Consider the following 15,117-nt stretch of genomic DNA (forward strand, 5'->3'; position numbering starts at 1 on the left):
ATTGTGGCCCGATGGCGGCTTTTTTTCTCGATCACCATTAAGTCTGACGAATTTCGACCGTAATTTAGAATTGGCGGTTTTTGGCTTCCCACGACATTTCGAACAATGGGCCGGTACCGGCGCGAACTTGACTTCGCCACCGCATCGGTAGGATTGAATTAAGGGTTCGCAGGGTGCGCACCCAACAACTAAACGAGGACTTTAAGTAATGACAAAGCTCAAGACAATCGGCCTGTCCGCCCTGTCGGTAACGGTGGCGATCGCACTCGCGGCGTGCGGTGGCGGCGGCGGCGACGCCGGTTCCGCACCGGCTGCGGGCGGCGGCTCGGGCTCGAGCGGCGGCGCGACGCCGCCAGGTACGCCGGGCAACGTCACATCGGCCCAGTACGCGCCTGGCTCGGTAGAACTCGCGATGTTCAATCAACTCGCGGCCTATCGTAACCAATGCGGGTTTCCGGCATTTCAGGAAAATACGATCCTCGACCAAGCTGCTGCCGCCCACGCGCAATACATGAGCGCGAATAGCGTCATCTCCGACACTGAAGACGCCTCGAAATCGGGATTTGTTGGTGCGACGTACGCGGACAGAGCCTCGCATTTCGGGTTTCCGAATCCGATTGACGTCGGTGGCGTCTCGAATGGCTATTACACCAACGCAGCATTGACGAACGACCAATATGGCAACGCATTGCTTGCGTCGTGGTTAGCTGGTGTGTACCACGTAGCACTCGCGACGCTGCCGTACAAGGTACTCGGAATCGGTGCACAATCCACGACGTTTTCCGGCTATCCAAATTGGGCGGCGGGCATCACGTTCGGACAGTTGAGCGCAGCGCTACCCAATGCCCCCTTGACCTTCCCCTGTGAAGGCGTGACGGGTGTCCGCTACCAACAGTCTGTCGAAAACCCCATTCCGCCCAATACGTCCGGCGCGTGGGGCACGCCGGTGTCAATCGTTGGCAACGCATCCGACACCGTATTGATGACGTCCGGTACGATGACGGATACGAGCGGGCATGTGATTGCACTCCAAGTTCTTGATTCGTCGACCGATCCGAACAAGCTGCTGAAGAAGTTTGAGGGTGTAGCCTTTCCGACAACGCCGCTGTCGCCGAACACCAAGTATTCGGTAAGCCTGACGGGGACGATTAACGGCACGTCGTTCTCCCGCAACTTCACGTTCACCACCAGCGCCTGACGAAATTCGCGTTAAGCAGGAAGGGCCAGCGTAATCGCTGGCCTTTTTTTTAACGTCCGGCGGTGGGCGACGAACCACCCGATATAGATGCACTGCTACGCCTAGTTTAGGCCAAGATCGTAATCGCTGATCCAATGCAGTTTGGACTTTGGGACTACGCCCATAAGATCGGGGTTATCCCCCCAGACTCCACCCAGGACCTTGGTCGGCCCCGTCATATTCCCCGAGGCGTCGACAGGACACGCGAACTCATAATGACCGATCCAGACGCCGCCGCTCGAGAGAAGCCATGTCTTCGTGATAGCCCTAACGAAATACTGTCCCCCCTGCGCATATTCGATCATGTACTGGTAGTTGTCGACGTACGTTTGACCTTGATCGAGCGGTGCATAAGCAAAGGTGGCGCCCTTAGCGTCAACTCCCGTCCAAGTCGCACCCGCGGTTTGATGCCAATTGAACATCGTTGCTGTCAAACCCCACGTAAACACAGCTTTGCGAAGAATTGCCTGCCAACAATTTGCAAATGCCGCACCCGTGTTTACTGTCGCTTGGGGGAACTCGCAATCTAAGCCAACCCAGGCAATTCCATTCCACGTGGCCGCACTTTGCAACACCATGCCGGGCGGACAACTGGGCGGTGACTGATAATTGCATTGCGGCGCAGACCAGCGTGAGCCTTGCCAGACGGCAGCAGACGCCATCGTCCAGCCAGGTCCCGAGGAACACTGCGGCTGCGGAATCGGCTGGGATCTCAGTGGCGTGGTACAGGTTGAATCTTGATTCCCATATGAACAGCGCGCAGGACCAGCGGAAGCCGGACCTGCTCCGACCACCGTCGCAAAAAGCAGGACCACGCGAAACAAAACCAGTATCTTTCTCAAGCCACGCTCCTAATATGCGCAGTAGGTCGTTGCGACTGCGTTGATCGAAATCGGATTGCCGCTACCGTCGGTGATGCTGATCGTCCAAGGGCCAACCCCGTCGGCATTGAAACTAACCGCGGCCGTCGGATCGATGTAGACGCTCTGGGGCGCGAGCAGAACCTCCGGTGTGCCGCCGGCATTGCAGCTTGGTGCGGGCACCCATGCTCCATGCGATACCAGATATCGCGCGTACTGCTGCCACGTCCCTCCGACTGGCAGCCACTGACGCAAGCCGGAGATCGGATCGCGTTGGCACGAGAACAACATCCCCGAACCGTCGGCCGCCGACGCAATGCCAGTGCCGGCGCACGCCGCGCGCGGGACTGCGATGCTCCCCATCGTCGCAGTACCGGTAATGGTCGCGTTTCCGTTGACTGTAGAATCGCCGCTGCTGATCGGTGCAGGCCCAGTGCCAGCCGCGTTTTGGATCGCGAGAGTTCCGGGCGTTCGAATCGCGTTGCTGACGGCAGCGTTAGACGTCGCGATCATCGGAGCGGCGATCGTCCCCTGCGCGTCAATGTTGCCGACGTTATGCAGGTCGACGCCATTGACGTCTTGGCTCCCCGTCCACTTCAGCGCGCCATCCCGCCGGATGAATACCGAATTCCCGTCCGAAGACGGGCCGTTCGTCGCCATGACAATGGCCGCAGGTGCGCCCGGTACCGGATTCACCGCGTACCATCTTCCGTTTAGCCCCTTGATCGTCGCCGGATTCTGGGTAGTCGAGATGCCAAAGTCATTTCCAGCTGCTTGCGCCACGATCCCAGCACCCGCGACATCCGGCTTTCCGAGCCGAGTCACGGGTTGGGACGAATAGAAGACGTATGACACCTGGCATGAGCCGGAGCCGGTCGAACAGTTGTCCGGGCCGACGCTCATTTGAATCATGTAGTTGCCGCCCCAGATCGGTCCGGTCGCATAGTTGGCCTTCAGGTATCCGCCGGCGCGCAAATCCGCTAACGTCGGTGGAGCGATAGCTGTTGCTTTCGATCCGACCATTTGACCGACCAAGGAGGCGTACTTGTCGGTTACCCATTTCGAAAGTGCTGCGGTAATCACCGCCTGATTCTTTCCCTCGACGCTCAGCACGTCTTGCCTGCGCATTTCGACGTCGTGCTGGATCCCCTGTAACGTCAGAAGCGCAGTAGCGACCAGCACGATCACGGCTTCAATGATGCTGAGCATCGTCGTTCCTTAGTTGCCCTTGGTCGCGTACATGATCACGCTCGCGGTCGCGCCTGCAGAGGCACACGCTGCAGCCGCTGTGCCCGAATCGAATGTCGTCGACGGCCCGGAGATCGTGGTGTTGTTCACCTTCACTTGCGTATAGGCCTCGGAAATCGAATCGGCGGATAGCGCACACACCTTGGCCGGGATCGGATACGTCACGGCGATCGCGTCGTTGGTAGCCGTCACGGTTGCAGGCGCCGCCGTCACCGCGCCCCCGAAGAGGCCGGTCAGTGCACCTGTGGTTTTGTTCAGGCGACGCCCAGCGGTGTCGAACGCTCGATTTTGCGTAAGCGAAAGCATCGTGACGCTCGAGAAATCGATCTCTCCCGCGGTGGCGTCTTGAATACCGCTGACGAAGTACTGCGCTTCGCTCTTGAATTGCATCGCGTGGATCCGGTCCATCACGTAACCACGGCCCATGTACACGACGAGCGCGATGAGTGCGGCAGCGGCCATCACGCCGGCCGCTTCTACCAGGGAGAGTTCACCCTTCTGTTTGCGGCGGCCCTTGCCGATGTACCGTCGCTTGGTCGTGCCCATTTTATTGGTCTTTTTCATGTCGCTTGCTCCTAGAATTTCTGGTTGAGGGAAGTGGAAGCCCCGTCGAAGGCGACTGCACCGGTCGCGAAGTACGACCCAAGGCCAAACACAAGAAACAGCAGTACAGCCCCGCCCAACAGCACGTAATGCGTGATCTTCGCGTTCCGCTTTACTGCGTCGACCACTCGGGACAGGGAGTGCTGACCAAGCTCTTTGATCGACTCCACGAATTGATCACGTCCGGCCGCATCGGTCATGATGTCGATGGTGGTCTCCGAGAAGATGCCTGTATCGAGCGCCTGCATTGGTTTGTCTGGGTTCGCAGTCAATCGCGCGCTCATCCGCCGCAAGTGCCAGCGCATCCATGGGTCAGCCGCCTTCGTCAACCTGTCCAGTGCCGCGCGCAGCGTCAGACTCGAGTCGAACAATCCGGCCAGCGACACAATCAGCAGGGCGGCTCGAAGATCCCGCCGATTGCGCCACATCAAGGGCATCGCATCGATCTTGTTTCGCCGCTCACCTGTCCAGCGCTTGAGCGTGTAGAAATAGCCGGCAACGAGCCCCGCGACGACGGAACTCGTCAGCCACCAGTAGTCGGCGCAGAACGTATCGAAGGCGTACACGACTCTCCCAAACGCCGACCATTTTTCGAGAGGCTGAACGTCCAACGTCGCGGGAAGGATCTCTGATCCGAACAGCACGCAAAACGCGTACAGGTAGACGATTAGAAACGCGGGATAGGCAAGCTGCATCGACGTCGTAGCCGACAGCACGCCTTTGGCGTGCGCGGCCATCTCTGCGAGTTCAAGGCCGCGGATGGCGGCGTCGTCACGCGGCGATTGGCCCGCCAACTCGAGCAACACGAACTCGTCAGTCGGGACGAACGACTTCATCGCGGTTGCAAAATCGTCGCCGGCGCGCATGCGCTGCGCGATCTTCTGGAATGCCGGCCACGACAAGTTCTTGCGCGAGCGATGGCGCTGTTCGAGCGTCGTCAGCCTTTCGAGCAGCGTTTCGCTGTTCCGCAGGCCTTTCTTCGCCACGTCGAGGCGCGTCTCTCGATAGAACATCTCGCGCAGCGCACGGAATCGCCAAGTCGCTACCCGCATACGCTCCTTTGCTGGCAGCGCCATGAAGATCCAATAGATGAGTGCCTTGATCACGATGGCTGCGCCCCCATCGAATCAGGAAAGACGCAGTAGGCATCGAATGCACACATCGACTCATCGATGAAGCGCGGGTCGATCATCCCTTGGGAGGCCTTGTACAAAGCGTGCTCGTAGACGGTCTTGCCCGTCATATCAGCATCTGCGAAGCCCGTCCTCCGGCCAGTGCGCCAAACCCGTTCTGCGCCTCGCCAATCACGCGCTCCGACACGCTCCAAGAATTCCGGCGTCGGCCGATACAACTCCATCGCAAGCGTCTGCCCCTTGATGCCGGCCGCCACTTTGCCTGACCGCGTGAACAGGCCCGGCCGCCGGCAATGCTCGCAGCCGTCCTCGTCCCGACATGCCATGGTCGATGGGTTGAGACCGAACTTCCGCTCGAGCGTCGCGATCTGCTGCTGCGTCAGCACGTCACGTGCCGAGCGCTTGCAATGCGGGCAAAGCTTTGGGATCAGCTTTTGGTTGCCAACAGCATTCAGGAAGCTACCCGATGCAACCTCGTCCATCGGCAGCTTCAGTCGACCGCCGACCAGTCGCATCACTGCACCGAGAATGCTGTTGCCGTGAAGCGTCGCCCGCACCGGGTGACCGGTCAGCGCGAGTTCGGCAACGAGACCAGCGAGCACGGAGTCCCGCACTTCGCCGATCGTCAGGTCGTCCGGATCCATGCGCATCAGCGTGCGAATCACTTCGACAATCTTCCGGTTCGCGTCCTCTTCGCTCTCGCCCGGGCGGCGCTGAATCGAGATGTCGGACAGCCACGGCGCCGGGACTTCTGACGGCTCGTTGACCGCGAACTGTTTGATGCGGTCACGATTCGGTACGAGGTACGACATCGCGCGTAGCAATGTGGTCTTCGCCGATCCGGTCTCCCCGGTTAGGAACGTGGCACCGCCAGTGACTTTGCCCAGGTTTTCGATGATCGCAAGTTGGCTCGCCTCGAGTCCCATTTCATGCGGAAGAAGCACATTCACGTGCTTGAAGTTCCCGTCGAGCAACCGAAGCGCGACGTCGAACCCACCGACGAGCGGCGCGCTCTGCCACCGGATATTGACGATATCCATGTGTGCGACGAGCGGGATCATCGCGGACTGCGGCGCCGTCGGCTGGAACGTCTCTCCAGAGTTGGTATTTCGTTGGACGAGATCCTGATAGGCCGCCGACAACGAACGACGCACCAGCGCCTTCGGCATCTGCCGATACGTGTAGAGGTCGCCGTCGACGCGAAGCCGGAGCTCGACGTCCTCGGCGAAGTCTCGGTATTCCCAGTGCACATCGGCGGCGCCGTATGCAGTGGCAGCCTCGATGACATCTCGGAAGACGCCGATCGCCCGGGAAGCCTCCGGGACGAACTCAGACGTCCGTTGCTTCTCCTTGCTATACAGGGCCGCAATCACGTCCTCGTCCGCAACCATCTCTTCGTGGATCGAGATATCGGCGCGCGCGAGATCCTTCATATAGGTCGCATAGAGCTGGCCGTCGTGGAACCGCTGCGTCGCGACCACGATCGAGATGCCGGCCTGTAGCTCTACTGCAATGAACTCGCGCCTGGCAGCGTCGCTTACGGCGAGCGCGGCATTCGGATCCCGCTGGCACAACACCCGCTTGAACGTCAGCGATTCGGCGGAGACTAACCTCGGACGCCCCGTTTCGATCGCCAGTTCCGGCGCCTCGGCGAGGTCCATACCGATGCGGCGAACGGTGGGGGGCTCGTCGAAGCCGCCGCCGTGCTGCACGGCGGCGCCGTCTGCGGAGCTCTCCTCAACAGGGATGGACATCGATTCAACGGGCCCTGCCGACGGCGACTGTGCGGCCTCACCACCTCGTTCAATCTGGTCGTCAGGCGCGGTGTCTTGTCCAGTTCGCGCGTTAGGCGACGGCGCCGAAAGCTCGCTAGAGGCGGCCGAAGCCTCGGCCGCCTCCTCCAGTCGCGATGCCGCAGCTTTCTCGCTTATTACCTCGACATCCTCGATTTCATCTTGTGCCCGGCGCAACATCATGCCCATCGTCATCGGCTCGGCACGATCGGCGTGTCGCGGTTTGACACACTTGCTTGTGGTCTTGGAACGCGGCTCAAACACGTGTGCCGTCTCGCCGCCGTCAGTTGGCTCCCGTCCGACGATCGGCATCACTGCGGGCGAGCTGCCGACGAAACCTCGCTTCAGCGCCTTGAGACGGCCGAAGAAACTGTTTTTTTCCGGCTCCGGCGATTCCACTTCCGAGAAGAAGCTCATTGAGTGCCTCCGAGGGGAACGCCTGGCAGCGGAGCGCCGGTGGGGAGCGGCGAACTCAGATCTACCAGCGAGCGAATTGCGGCCGTTGCCGGCGACATCTGAACCGGCGCCACGCCACGAATCGGCTCCTTCCAGGTTCGCTTCCCCTCTGCAACAGTGACGGCGTAGCCGTCGACAGCCTTAACGCTCCAGCCGTTGAGCAGCGTCGCACCGACGCGAGCCGGATAAATCGCATCGCGATACGAGTAAAGGACGTGTGAGCCCGCTTCGTCGTTGAACGCGCCAAGAAACGAGACCGGATCGGCAAGGGGGCGGACCGGTCGAGCCGGCTTGTCAATTGGCTTCGGGGATGCGTTTGCAGCAATACCGCTGGCCGCGATGCCCGGTTGCGGTTGCGACATCGCACGTGGCGGTAGCATGGGAACTCCCGGCGCGCTCCCGCCCAGACTGCGCACAACGTTGGCCCGGGCCAATTGGTCAATGTCGTCGATCGACAGTCGCGCGCCGACTGGATCGGCGTGGGCGGAGACGGCTACGCCGACACCCGCCGCGATGAGTACGTGCTTAATCAAAGACATAGTATTTGCCCTTCGCGGTGAAGTGGACGCCGTAAGGCGAATCGCCAGTGTCACTGCTTGTCGTCGGCGCTACGCCCTCTTTGAGTCGTAGCTGAACCTGCAGCGATTCGAGCGCCATGTTGGGAGGCAGCTTTTCCAGAAGTGGCGACTGCCAGCGGAAGCCATCAATCGTCCAGTCGCCCTGCTTGATCACTCGGCCTACGTGTGTTCCGGCGCCGGCGACCGCAATGAGCGGTCGAGCCTCCTCGATCGTGACTGTGTATCCGTACGAGTGCAGCTCATACGTCTGCGCTGACATCCGTTGCGGTGGCGTTTGGAGCTGTTCGATAAATGCCTGTGCGGTTGGCCATTTACTCGACTCGCTCTCAACCAGTCGTGCCACGGTGGGAACCGCCGCCCCGCGTGACGTGAGCGTCAAGCCATCACGTGCGAATACCACCGGACGCATGCTTGCGGTAGCTGCTTGCGCGAAGCCCGAGAATGTCCCGCCATGGCGACGGAACGTGATCGTGCAATAGCCCGACGACGGACAGTTCGCCTCCTGAAACAGCCACCCCTTGATCACGGTCTCGGATCCGCCAACGGCGGCGAGTAGCGCTGGCGCGAGCTGCGACGCACGTGGTCGTGGCTTAGCAAACGTCTCCTGCACTGCCGCTGCATATTGTTCCGCGAACGTTGGTGTGCGAGGAGGCGGCGGCGGAGGTGAAAGGACGTCCATCAGTTTCGGGACACCGAGGAAGGCACCCACGATGATTGCCGCGACAGGCAGGATGGTCGGCACCGACACCGGGAGCCTCGAGATTCGACCAGCCTTCCGACTGGCGAGCAGCTCGCTCGCCTGGAACGGCTCATCGACATCCCCGATCCGGTCGCCAGCACCGAGCGTCACAAGCGAGAGGTTGCTCTTCAGGCATTCCTGCTCAATCTCGAGACGGCGCGATTGCGCGGCCTCCGGTGTCAGCACTTCGTCGCTGCGCACCGCACCACGCACCACGAACACCGCGTAGACGCGTTGCTCATCCTGCAGCAGCACCAACGCTGCCGCTCGATTCTTGATGCGATCGTGCAGCGCCACGCGGGCAGCGCCAGAGTACAGTTGCGCGCCCTTCAGCTCTGACGTGTCCGGCATTGCAAAGCCGCCGATTTGCTCAGTGCCGACTTTGAACTCGACGTAGTGCGTTGCGCCGAAGGCATCGGCATAGCGTCGACGCTCGGCCTTGCCGCCCTTCACGGGGTAGGCGCGCCAGTCGATGCCGAACACCAAGCGTGCGCGCTTATCGCTCGGCAGAGGTTCCGTGATGTGCATCATGACCATCACATCGACGGAACGACCGTCGCCTTGAGCATGATCACCTGGAACGTCTTCGCCTTGTTCCAGCTCCCGGTAAGGCCCGCAATGCCGGTATTCGTCGTGCTGTCCGCCTGATCCGTGATCGCGCCGTACAACACGACTGTCTGGCCGTCCGACAGTGCGATCGTCTGATCATCCTTCGTACCGACCGTATGCGCGAGCTGGATCTGTTGCTGCGTTTGGCCAGAGCCCGCCCCTGCGCTCGTGAACGGGCCGTTGAGCTTCGAGCTGTCCGCCCAGTACGCGAGCACTATCTGGTTGTGGTCGTTGACTGCCGGCAGCACGTTCACGAAGTCACCGGTTGTAATGGTGCCAGGCGTCAGTCCCGGCACACCGCCGGACGTCGCCGTCAGCGACCCCGACGACGGCGTCGTCGATCGCAGATAGTCATCGCTCTTGAACGACGCAATCGAGACTGGCAACCCATTGAGGGTCATCTTCGTCATCGTGTTGTCCTGTACCGTGCGACCATACTGGTTCAGCGCGTTCACAACCGCGTTCGTGCCTGAGAACGGCGCGTCCGGGCGCAACACCGACACGCCAACCGAGCCGCCCCCCGTCGCGAGCGACGTCGGCGACATAAAGCTGATCGCATACCGCGCGAGCCCAGCGTGCATTGCGTTGAACACCACGTCGGCATTCATACCCGCCTGACTTCCCTTGTTCAATGCAATCTGGAGCGTCCTGACTGTAATCGCCACCTGGCGCGTGGAGATCGCGTTTTCGTGGTTGAGCAGCTTGCCGATGTTGTCTGCGGCCTCCTTCGTGTCGTACACCATCACGAGGCGGCTTTGCGGGTTCACACTCACTCGGCCCATGGGCGATTTCAGCTTGTCGATTTCCGCCGTGATCGACGCGATCTGATCGAAATCGCCTTCGCGACCGGTCGACGTCTGGGCAGAGAACGAGCCTGTGTTGCCGCCCGAGCTCCCGCCTCCGCCGCTTGCAGACTGATTGCCGGTCGACGTGTCCATGCCCTTGCTCATCGTCGACTTGATCGACACCTTGCCCGGAATCGCCGCGATCTGATACATGCGGGTGACGAACCGATTCACGTTGATCGTGCTGCCGTCGAAAGACCAGTCGAGCCCGAGGTCTGTCGTCATGTTCCGCATATACATGCCGGTCTTGCCGGAAAACGCCTGCCGGTAGACTGGCTCTTCTGTTCGCGCGCTGTTACTCTGGCCTTTCGACTCCGTTTGGCCGGGCACCAGCGTGTCGCGCGGCACGAACACGTCGGGGCTCAGGTGCACGGGGTAGCCCGTTGCGGTCGAGATGAGCGTGGCGATCTGCCGGATGCCTAGGTTCGCGGGCAGAGTGACCGTCTTGTCGCGGAACACGGCGGGCAGCGTCGCCTCATACGCGAGCGGCACCAGTCTGTCACCCAGGAACGCCGTGGGTACGTCCTCGACGAGCGCCATCGGTGCGGGTCCCTTACCGAGCGCCTCGGAAATGGTGCGGTGCGCAGCGTCGTAACTATCATTGACGTCCTGCTGCGTCACGGCGCACCCTGCGCCCATGAGCGCGACCGCAATCGCGACAGCGGATTTCAAAAGGTGAACACGCATGGTTCTCAATCCTGGCAATTGCCCGCGCGTACGATCACGCGGATGACATTGTTCGAGTGGCGGCAGGCGCGCGTCGGCGTGCGCATGTGGTTTGTCGCCTTCATCACCTGCTGCAGCACCGAAGTGAAATCGCCCGTGAAGGTGGCGTTGAACTCCAGCGGGAGGTCGTCGTCGATCTTCCATGCGAGCTGCCAGCCCTGCTGCTGCAGCCAGCGATCGAGCGCGTCGCGCAAATTCACGTCCGCCGGCGTCACGGAAAACGTCAGCGTGCCGCTCGCGGCCGGTGCACCGGCACCCGGCAACATGACAGCAGCGACGTCAGTAGACGGACCCGCCGTGGTGCTCGTCGGCGCGGGCGCCGGCACCGCCAGCAGCTGCGCCTGCTTCGCACCCTCTGCAGCAACCGGCTGCGGCTTCGGTGCCGAAGCGAGCACCTGCCACCCGTCGGCGTCGATGGATTTCGCGGCCAGATCGACCCCTGCGTATGCCGCGAGATGAACCACGGCAAGCGCCGCCGCCACGAGCGCGCGAGCCCGCGCGTGATTCGAGAGTGTCTTCTGCATGGTTACCGGCCCTGTTGCATAAAGCGGCGATAGATCGCGCTCGCGTAGACGAGCTGCTTAGATGGCGTTACCGCGTTGTAGGCGCCGACCGCCTTCCAATTCGGTCCGAAACGGCGCACATTCGACGCGAGGATCCACGCGCCGACGTATGCGCTGACGCAGCCGTTGAAGAGATGCTCTCGCCGAATGCCGTAACGCGCTAACGTGGGCAGCCACGACGTGTTGATCTGCATGAGGCCGATGTCCTCGCTGCCGTTCGTGTTCCTGTTCACTGCGTTCGGGCGCATCCCGGATTCATGCTGCGCGATCACGCGCAGCAACTGCGGATTTACGCCATGGAACGCGGCTGCGTCGTCGAGACAATCTGCACGACTCGGCAGTGCGGTAAATGCCAGCACGGCGGCGACGATAGGTACAATGCGCATCACGATGCGGGCCCTCCGCCGGCCTGCAGGGTGGCGTCCGGCACCTCGCGGTACACCACTTCCTTGCGGCGCTTGACGTGGATCGTGTTGCCGTCGGCAGTCACCGTAAACAGGTCGGAGGTCCCTTCAAACATGAAGTAGCGCCCCTTCTGTTCGCCGATACCCAGATTCCGCGCATCCGTTACGCCGACCCGCACTACAGACCCGGAAAACTTGAAGTACGTCCGGCCCTCCCGATCGAACACTGCCTCGAGCTTTGCCGCGTTCGGCTGGTCGAAGTCATAGACCGTCTTCGCATCGCGCGTAACCTCCACGTGGTTGCTCTCGTCCGCAACTACGAAGCGCTCCGCTCGGTCGAGCGTGAGCACGTTTTTCGTGTCGTCCCAGCTCGGATGCAGCGCCTTCCCGTCAGGCGTCTTAAACGTAACGGTCTTGGCAGGCTTTGACGTGAATCGAATCTGGATGTGCGTGTCGTCGCCGTCACGAATCGCCTGCGCGCCGAAGCGTTCAGCCAGGCGCGACACCGGCGGCGCTTCTGCTGTGACCTGCGCAACAACCCGGTTCAAACCAGCTTCATCAGCATCGCGGCTCGACGACGCGTAGTTCAACGCTGCGGACTTCGGCGCGTCTCGATGCAGGCGCACGTGGCGCGCAGTGAAATCGACATCCGCGTATAGCTCTGTTTGCGCCATCAAACGGTCGAGGGCTTGCATCCAGTTTTCGCCGTCGCGCGTGCCGAACTGCTCGAGCGTCGTCAAGTCGACGTCCTTCTGAGCCGATCCAGTCCAGCCTTGAGGGACGAGCGCCTTGACGAATCCACCGACTGTCATCGACGCGCGAATCGCGCGGACAGGTTCGAGAGCGGAACGTGTACCGATCATCACCAGACGGTTCGTGAAACCGTCAAAGCCTGCGGGTTGATCGTCCTTCATGGCAGCCAGCGCTCCGGTACCCCCGATAAACGTGTTCGCCTTCTTCCAGCGCGCGGTCGCAGAATGGGCGCCGACCTTGTACGTGATCGACGACGGCGTGCCTTCGACAACAACGTACGGGCCTTCGGTGTGGCCCCCATCTGCAACGATGACCTGGCCGGCACGCGGCTGAATGTAGGTCTTTTCGCCATCGTTGAAGATGAGCGCCGGCCGTTCGGAGATACCGCCGAGAATGTCGTAGTCGAAGTCGAAAGGATCGGTGTTTGCCGCCGACGCGGCCGCGCACACGATCGCCGACGCGGCGCACGCCAGAAACTTGATCGTGTACTTCACAGGCCTGCCTCGATCATAGAAAGGTGTTGGGCGAAGCGTGCGAGGTAAGCGCGCCCGGGAGTGGGATTCGCGCTGTGGTAATACGCGACCGCCTTCGCCACGGAGTCGGTACGTGCGAAGTTCTCCGTGAGAATCGCCTCAGCGGCTGCAACGTTTGTCGCGGGCGCGAGCGCGGCCCATGCAGACGCAAAGCGTTTGCCGTGGTAGCACCAATTCACTTGCATCAGGCCGACGTCGAAATCGCAGCGGTCGCGCGCGAGCAACGACTCGATTGCCTTGTACGCCTCCTCACGGGACTTGAAGAAGTAACCCTGACCCGCGACATTAAGCGTCCACGGCCATGCGCGACCGCGGTAATTCGATTCGTTAAGCGCGATGCCAGCGAGTATCTTCGGGTCTACGTTGGTGTGTAGTAGCTCGAACGGAACAACCGCGCGCGAGCACGCCCACCCGCCCCTGCGCTCGGCGAGCGCCACCTGCGCACCCTCATCCAGCACCGGCGGCTGTAGCCATCCACGGTCGATAAACAGATCGTCCAGCGCAACGTCGCGGCCATCGATCGATACCGTGATGCCGGCGTCCCGCGAGCTGCGCACCGGCTGGCCGATCAACGGTGATGCCCAGTCGACGAAGGCGTCAAGACCGCAGTAGTAGACCGGCTTGCCGGGTAGCATTGCGACACGGCGCGTCGCCCCGTCTTGAATGACGACGCTCACCGGGCTGATAACCTGCGCGATCACGGCCGACTGCGCCTGTGCGCACGCAAGCGCGAATGCGACGGCAAAGGCCGCGCGCGCGATCATCGCGGCCCCCGATACTGTTCGAGCACCATGTCGCGATTGACCTTGAGCATGAAATGCCGCTCACCGGGTGACGAGGTGATCGTGGGCGGGATGTTCTTGTAGCGATCGAGTACCGACTGCGCTGTCTGCGCAGCGATTTGACCGGCCGTGCTCCCTGCTTGAGTGACGCCGAGCGGGCCGGTCGTAGTGCTCTGATCACTATTGCTGAAGGCACGGACCAGAATCGCAGTCAGGAACGACGTCGAATAGATCCTCAAGAAGTGGTTGTTGACATGTCCACTGAACCCGGCAGCGCCATCGCCGTTAGCGCCCTGTGCGCCGTACAACGGTACGTGCTTGCCGTTCGGCAGACGCATTTCCGCCCCGGCAACGAGAATCGACTCCTGCCCAGGTTGGATGTCCGAGCTGTACGGCGCAACGATGGTGGTGCCCCACGGAATCACAAGGCACCGGCCGTCGCCATTGTTCGCGTACACGTCGCTCTCGACGATCAGCGACGCGGTTCCGGGACGGTCGGAGTTGAGTGCCTCGCTCGAGAGAACCGGAATCTTCGCCGGCGGCGACAACGTGCATCCGTGCGACTGGCCAACAATGCCAGTTCGCGCAAAATCCTTGTTACCCTCGCTCAACTGCGCAACGTCATTTAGGAAAGCGGTATCGCGCTTCTGGGTCGTCATCGCACCGACTCCCTGTCCGCCGCGTGAAGCCAGGGCTGCTTGCGCGGTCGCTTCCTTCACCGCAGCGTCTTGAGCCGCCGCCTGCTGAAGCAGCATCTGTTGCGGCGAGATAACGCCGTTTGGCAGTTGCGGTTGCTGCGGCTGCGCATCCTTGACCTTAACGCCCGCCCGGAAAATCGGGGAGACGAAGATGCTGTCCTGGTCATTCGAAGCTTTGAGCTCCTCCGTGTTGCCGGTCGGCAAGACGGCGTCAGCCGAAAGCGTCGGCTTCTTCGCGTTCGCGGCGGCCGCAGCACTGGATGCTGCAGCCGCTTCAGCAGCTCGTCGGCGCGCTTCCGCTTGCTGTTCCTCGATGATCTTGTCGACGTCAGTCTTGTTCGCGCTGCTCCTTTCGACTGCTTCGGCAGCACGTTCACGTTTGGCCTGCAGTGCTTCTGCCTCGGCCTTGTTGGCTTCGATAGTCTGCGTGTAGAAACCCAGCCCGCCTATAGCGAGGGCCGCGATCGCGCCAACGGCAATCATAACGTTGCGCGGCACCTTCCCTTTGAACAAAGCTTTCTCTTCCGGGCTGGTCGGATCGGTCTGTTTTGCCATAC

Annotated in this window: 13 protein-coding genes; 1 reads left to right on the top strand and 12 read right to left on the bottom strand. The window is 61.5% G+C overall.

Annotation, left to right across the window (positions count from 1 at the left end; translation table 11 throughout):
* Positions 1-208: 208 nt before the first annotated feature.
* On the top strand, positions 209-1,198 hold the full coding sequence (locus MBR110_RS31520; RefSeq protein WP_011875492.1) for a CAP domain-containing protein: 990 nt from the start codon (positions 209-211) through the stop codon (positions 1,196-1,198).
* An 890-nt stretch (positions 1,199-2,088) separates the two neighbouring features.
* Here the strand turns inward: MBR110_RS31520 and MBR110_RS31525 are convergent.
* The 12 genes from MBR110_RS31525 to MBR110_RS31580 are packed head-to-tail and all read right to left on the bottom strand — an operon-like array spanning position 2,089 to position 15,115.
* On the bottom strand, positions 2,089-3,306 hold the full coding sequence (locus MBR110_RS31525; protein ID WP_011875490.1) for a hypothetical protein: 1,218 nt from the start codon (positions 3,304-3,306) through the stop codon (positions 2,089-2,091).
* A 9-nt stretch (positions 3,307-3,315) separates the two neighbouring features.
* The gene (locus MBR110_RS31530) at positions 3,316-3,909 is read right to left on the bottom strand and encodes a type 4 pilus major pilin (protein WP_011875489.1); all 594 of its coding nucleotides are present in this window, start codon (positions 3,907-3,909) and stop codon (positions 3,316-3,318) included.
* 11 nt (positions 3,910-3,920) lie between these two features.
* Positions 3,921-5,024 (bottom strand): hypothetical protein, encoded by a 1,104-nt coding sequence (locus MBR110_RS31535; RefSeq protein ID WP_011875488.1) that lies wholly within the window; start codon positions 5,022-5,024, stop codon positions 3,921-3,923.
* Positions 5,025-5,050: 26 nt separating this feature from the next.
* Positions 5,051-7,291 carry an ATPase, T2SS/T4P/T4SS family gene (locus MBR110_RS31540; RefSeq protein WP_011875487.1) on the bottom strand — a complete coding sequence of 747 codons (2,241 nt, stop codon included), beginning with the start codon at positions 7,289-7,291 and terminating at the stop codon, positions 5,051-5,053.
* On the bottom strand, positions 7,288-7,869 hold the full coding sequence (locus MBR110_RS31545) for a hypothetical protein (RefSeq protein WP_081062879.1): 582 nt from the start codon (positions 7,867-7,869) through the stop codon (positions 7,288-7,290). The genes MBR110_RS31540 and MBR110_RS31545 overlap by 4 nt, the downstream gene beginning before the upstream one ends.
* On the bottom strand, positions 7,856-9,178 hold the full coding sequence (locus MBR110_RS31550; protein WP_011875485.1) for a type 4b pilus protein PilO2: 1,323 nt from the start codon (positions 9,176-9,178) through the stop codon (positions 7,856-7,858). Before MBR110_RS31550 ends, MBR110_RS31545 begins: the two co-directional genes overlap by 14 nt.
* A 5-nt stretch (positions 9,179-9,183) precedes the next feature.
* On the bottom strand, positions 9,184-10,788 hold the full coding sequence (locus MBR110_RS31555; RefSeq protein ID WP_176331726.1) for a type II secretory pathway protein: 1,605 nt from the start codon (positions 10,786-10,788) through the stop codon (positions 9,184-9,186).
* 5 nt (positions 10,789-10,793) lie between these two features.
* Complete coding sequence (locus tag MBR110_RS31560; protein ID WP_011875483.1) at positions 10,794-11,351, bottom strand: toxin co-regulated pilus biosynthesis Q family protein; 558 nt, start codon at positions 11,349-11,351, stop codon at positions 10,794-10,796.
* 2 nt (positions 11,352-11,353) lie between these two features.
* Positions 11,354-11,776: a lytic transglycosylase domain-containing protein gene (locus MBR110_RS31565; RefSeq protein WP_011875482.1), complete on the bottom strand. Its 423-nt coding sequence runs from the start codon at positions 11,774-11,776 to the stop codon at positions 11,354-11,356.
* Entirely contained in the window at positions 11,776-13,041 is a 1,266-nt protein-coding gene (locus MBR110_RS31570; RefSeq protein ID WP_011875481.1) for a TrbG/VirB9 family P-type conjugative transfer protein, read from the bottom strand. Before MBR110_RS31570 ends, MBR110_RS31565 begins: the two co-directional genes overlap by 1 nt.
* On the bottom strand, positions 13,038-13,844 hold the full coding sequence (locus MBR110_RS31575; protein ID WP_011875480.1) for a transglycosylase SLT domain-containing protein: 807 nt from the start codon (positions 13,842-13,844) through the stop codon (positions 13,038-13,040). The genes MBR110_RS31570 and MBR110_RS31575 overlap by 4 nt, the downstream gene beginning before the upstream one ends.
* Positions 13,841-15,115 (bottom strand): TrbI/VirB10 family protein, encoded by a 1,275-nt coding sequence (locus MBR110_RS31580; RefSeq protein WP_011875479.1) that lies wholly within the window; start codon positions 15,113-15,115, stop codon positions 13,841-13,843. The genes MBR110_RS31575 and MBR110_RS31580 overlap by 4 nt, the downstream gene beginning before the upstream one ends.
* Between the last annotated feature and the right edge of the window lie 2 nt (positions 15,116-15,117).

It is taken from the genome of Burkholderia sp. MBR-1 (assembly GCF_013822785.1).
Taxonomy (GTDB): Bacteria; Pseudomonadota; Gammaproteobacteria; order Burkholderiales; family Burkholderiaceae; genus Burkholderia; species Burkholderia vietnamiensis.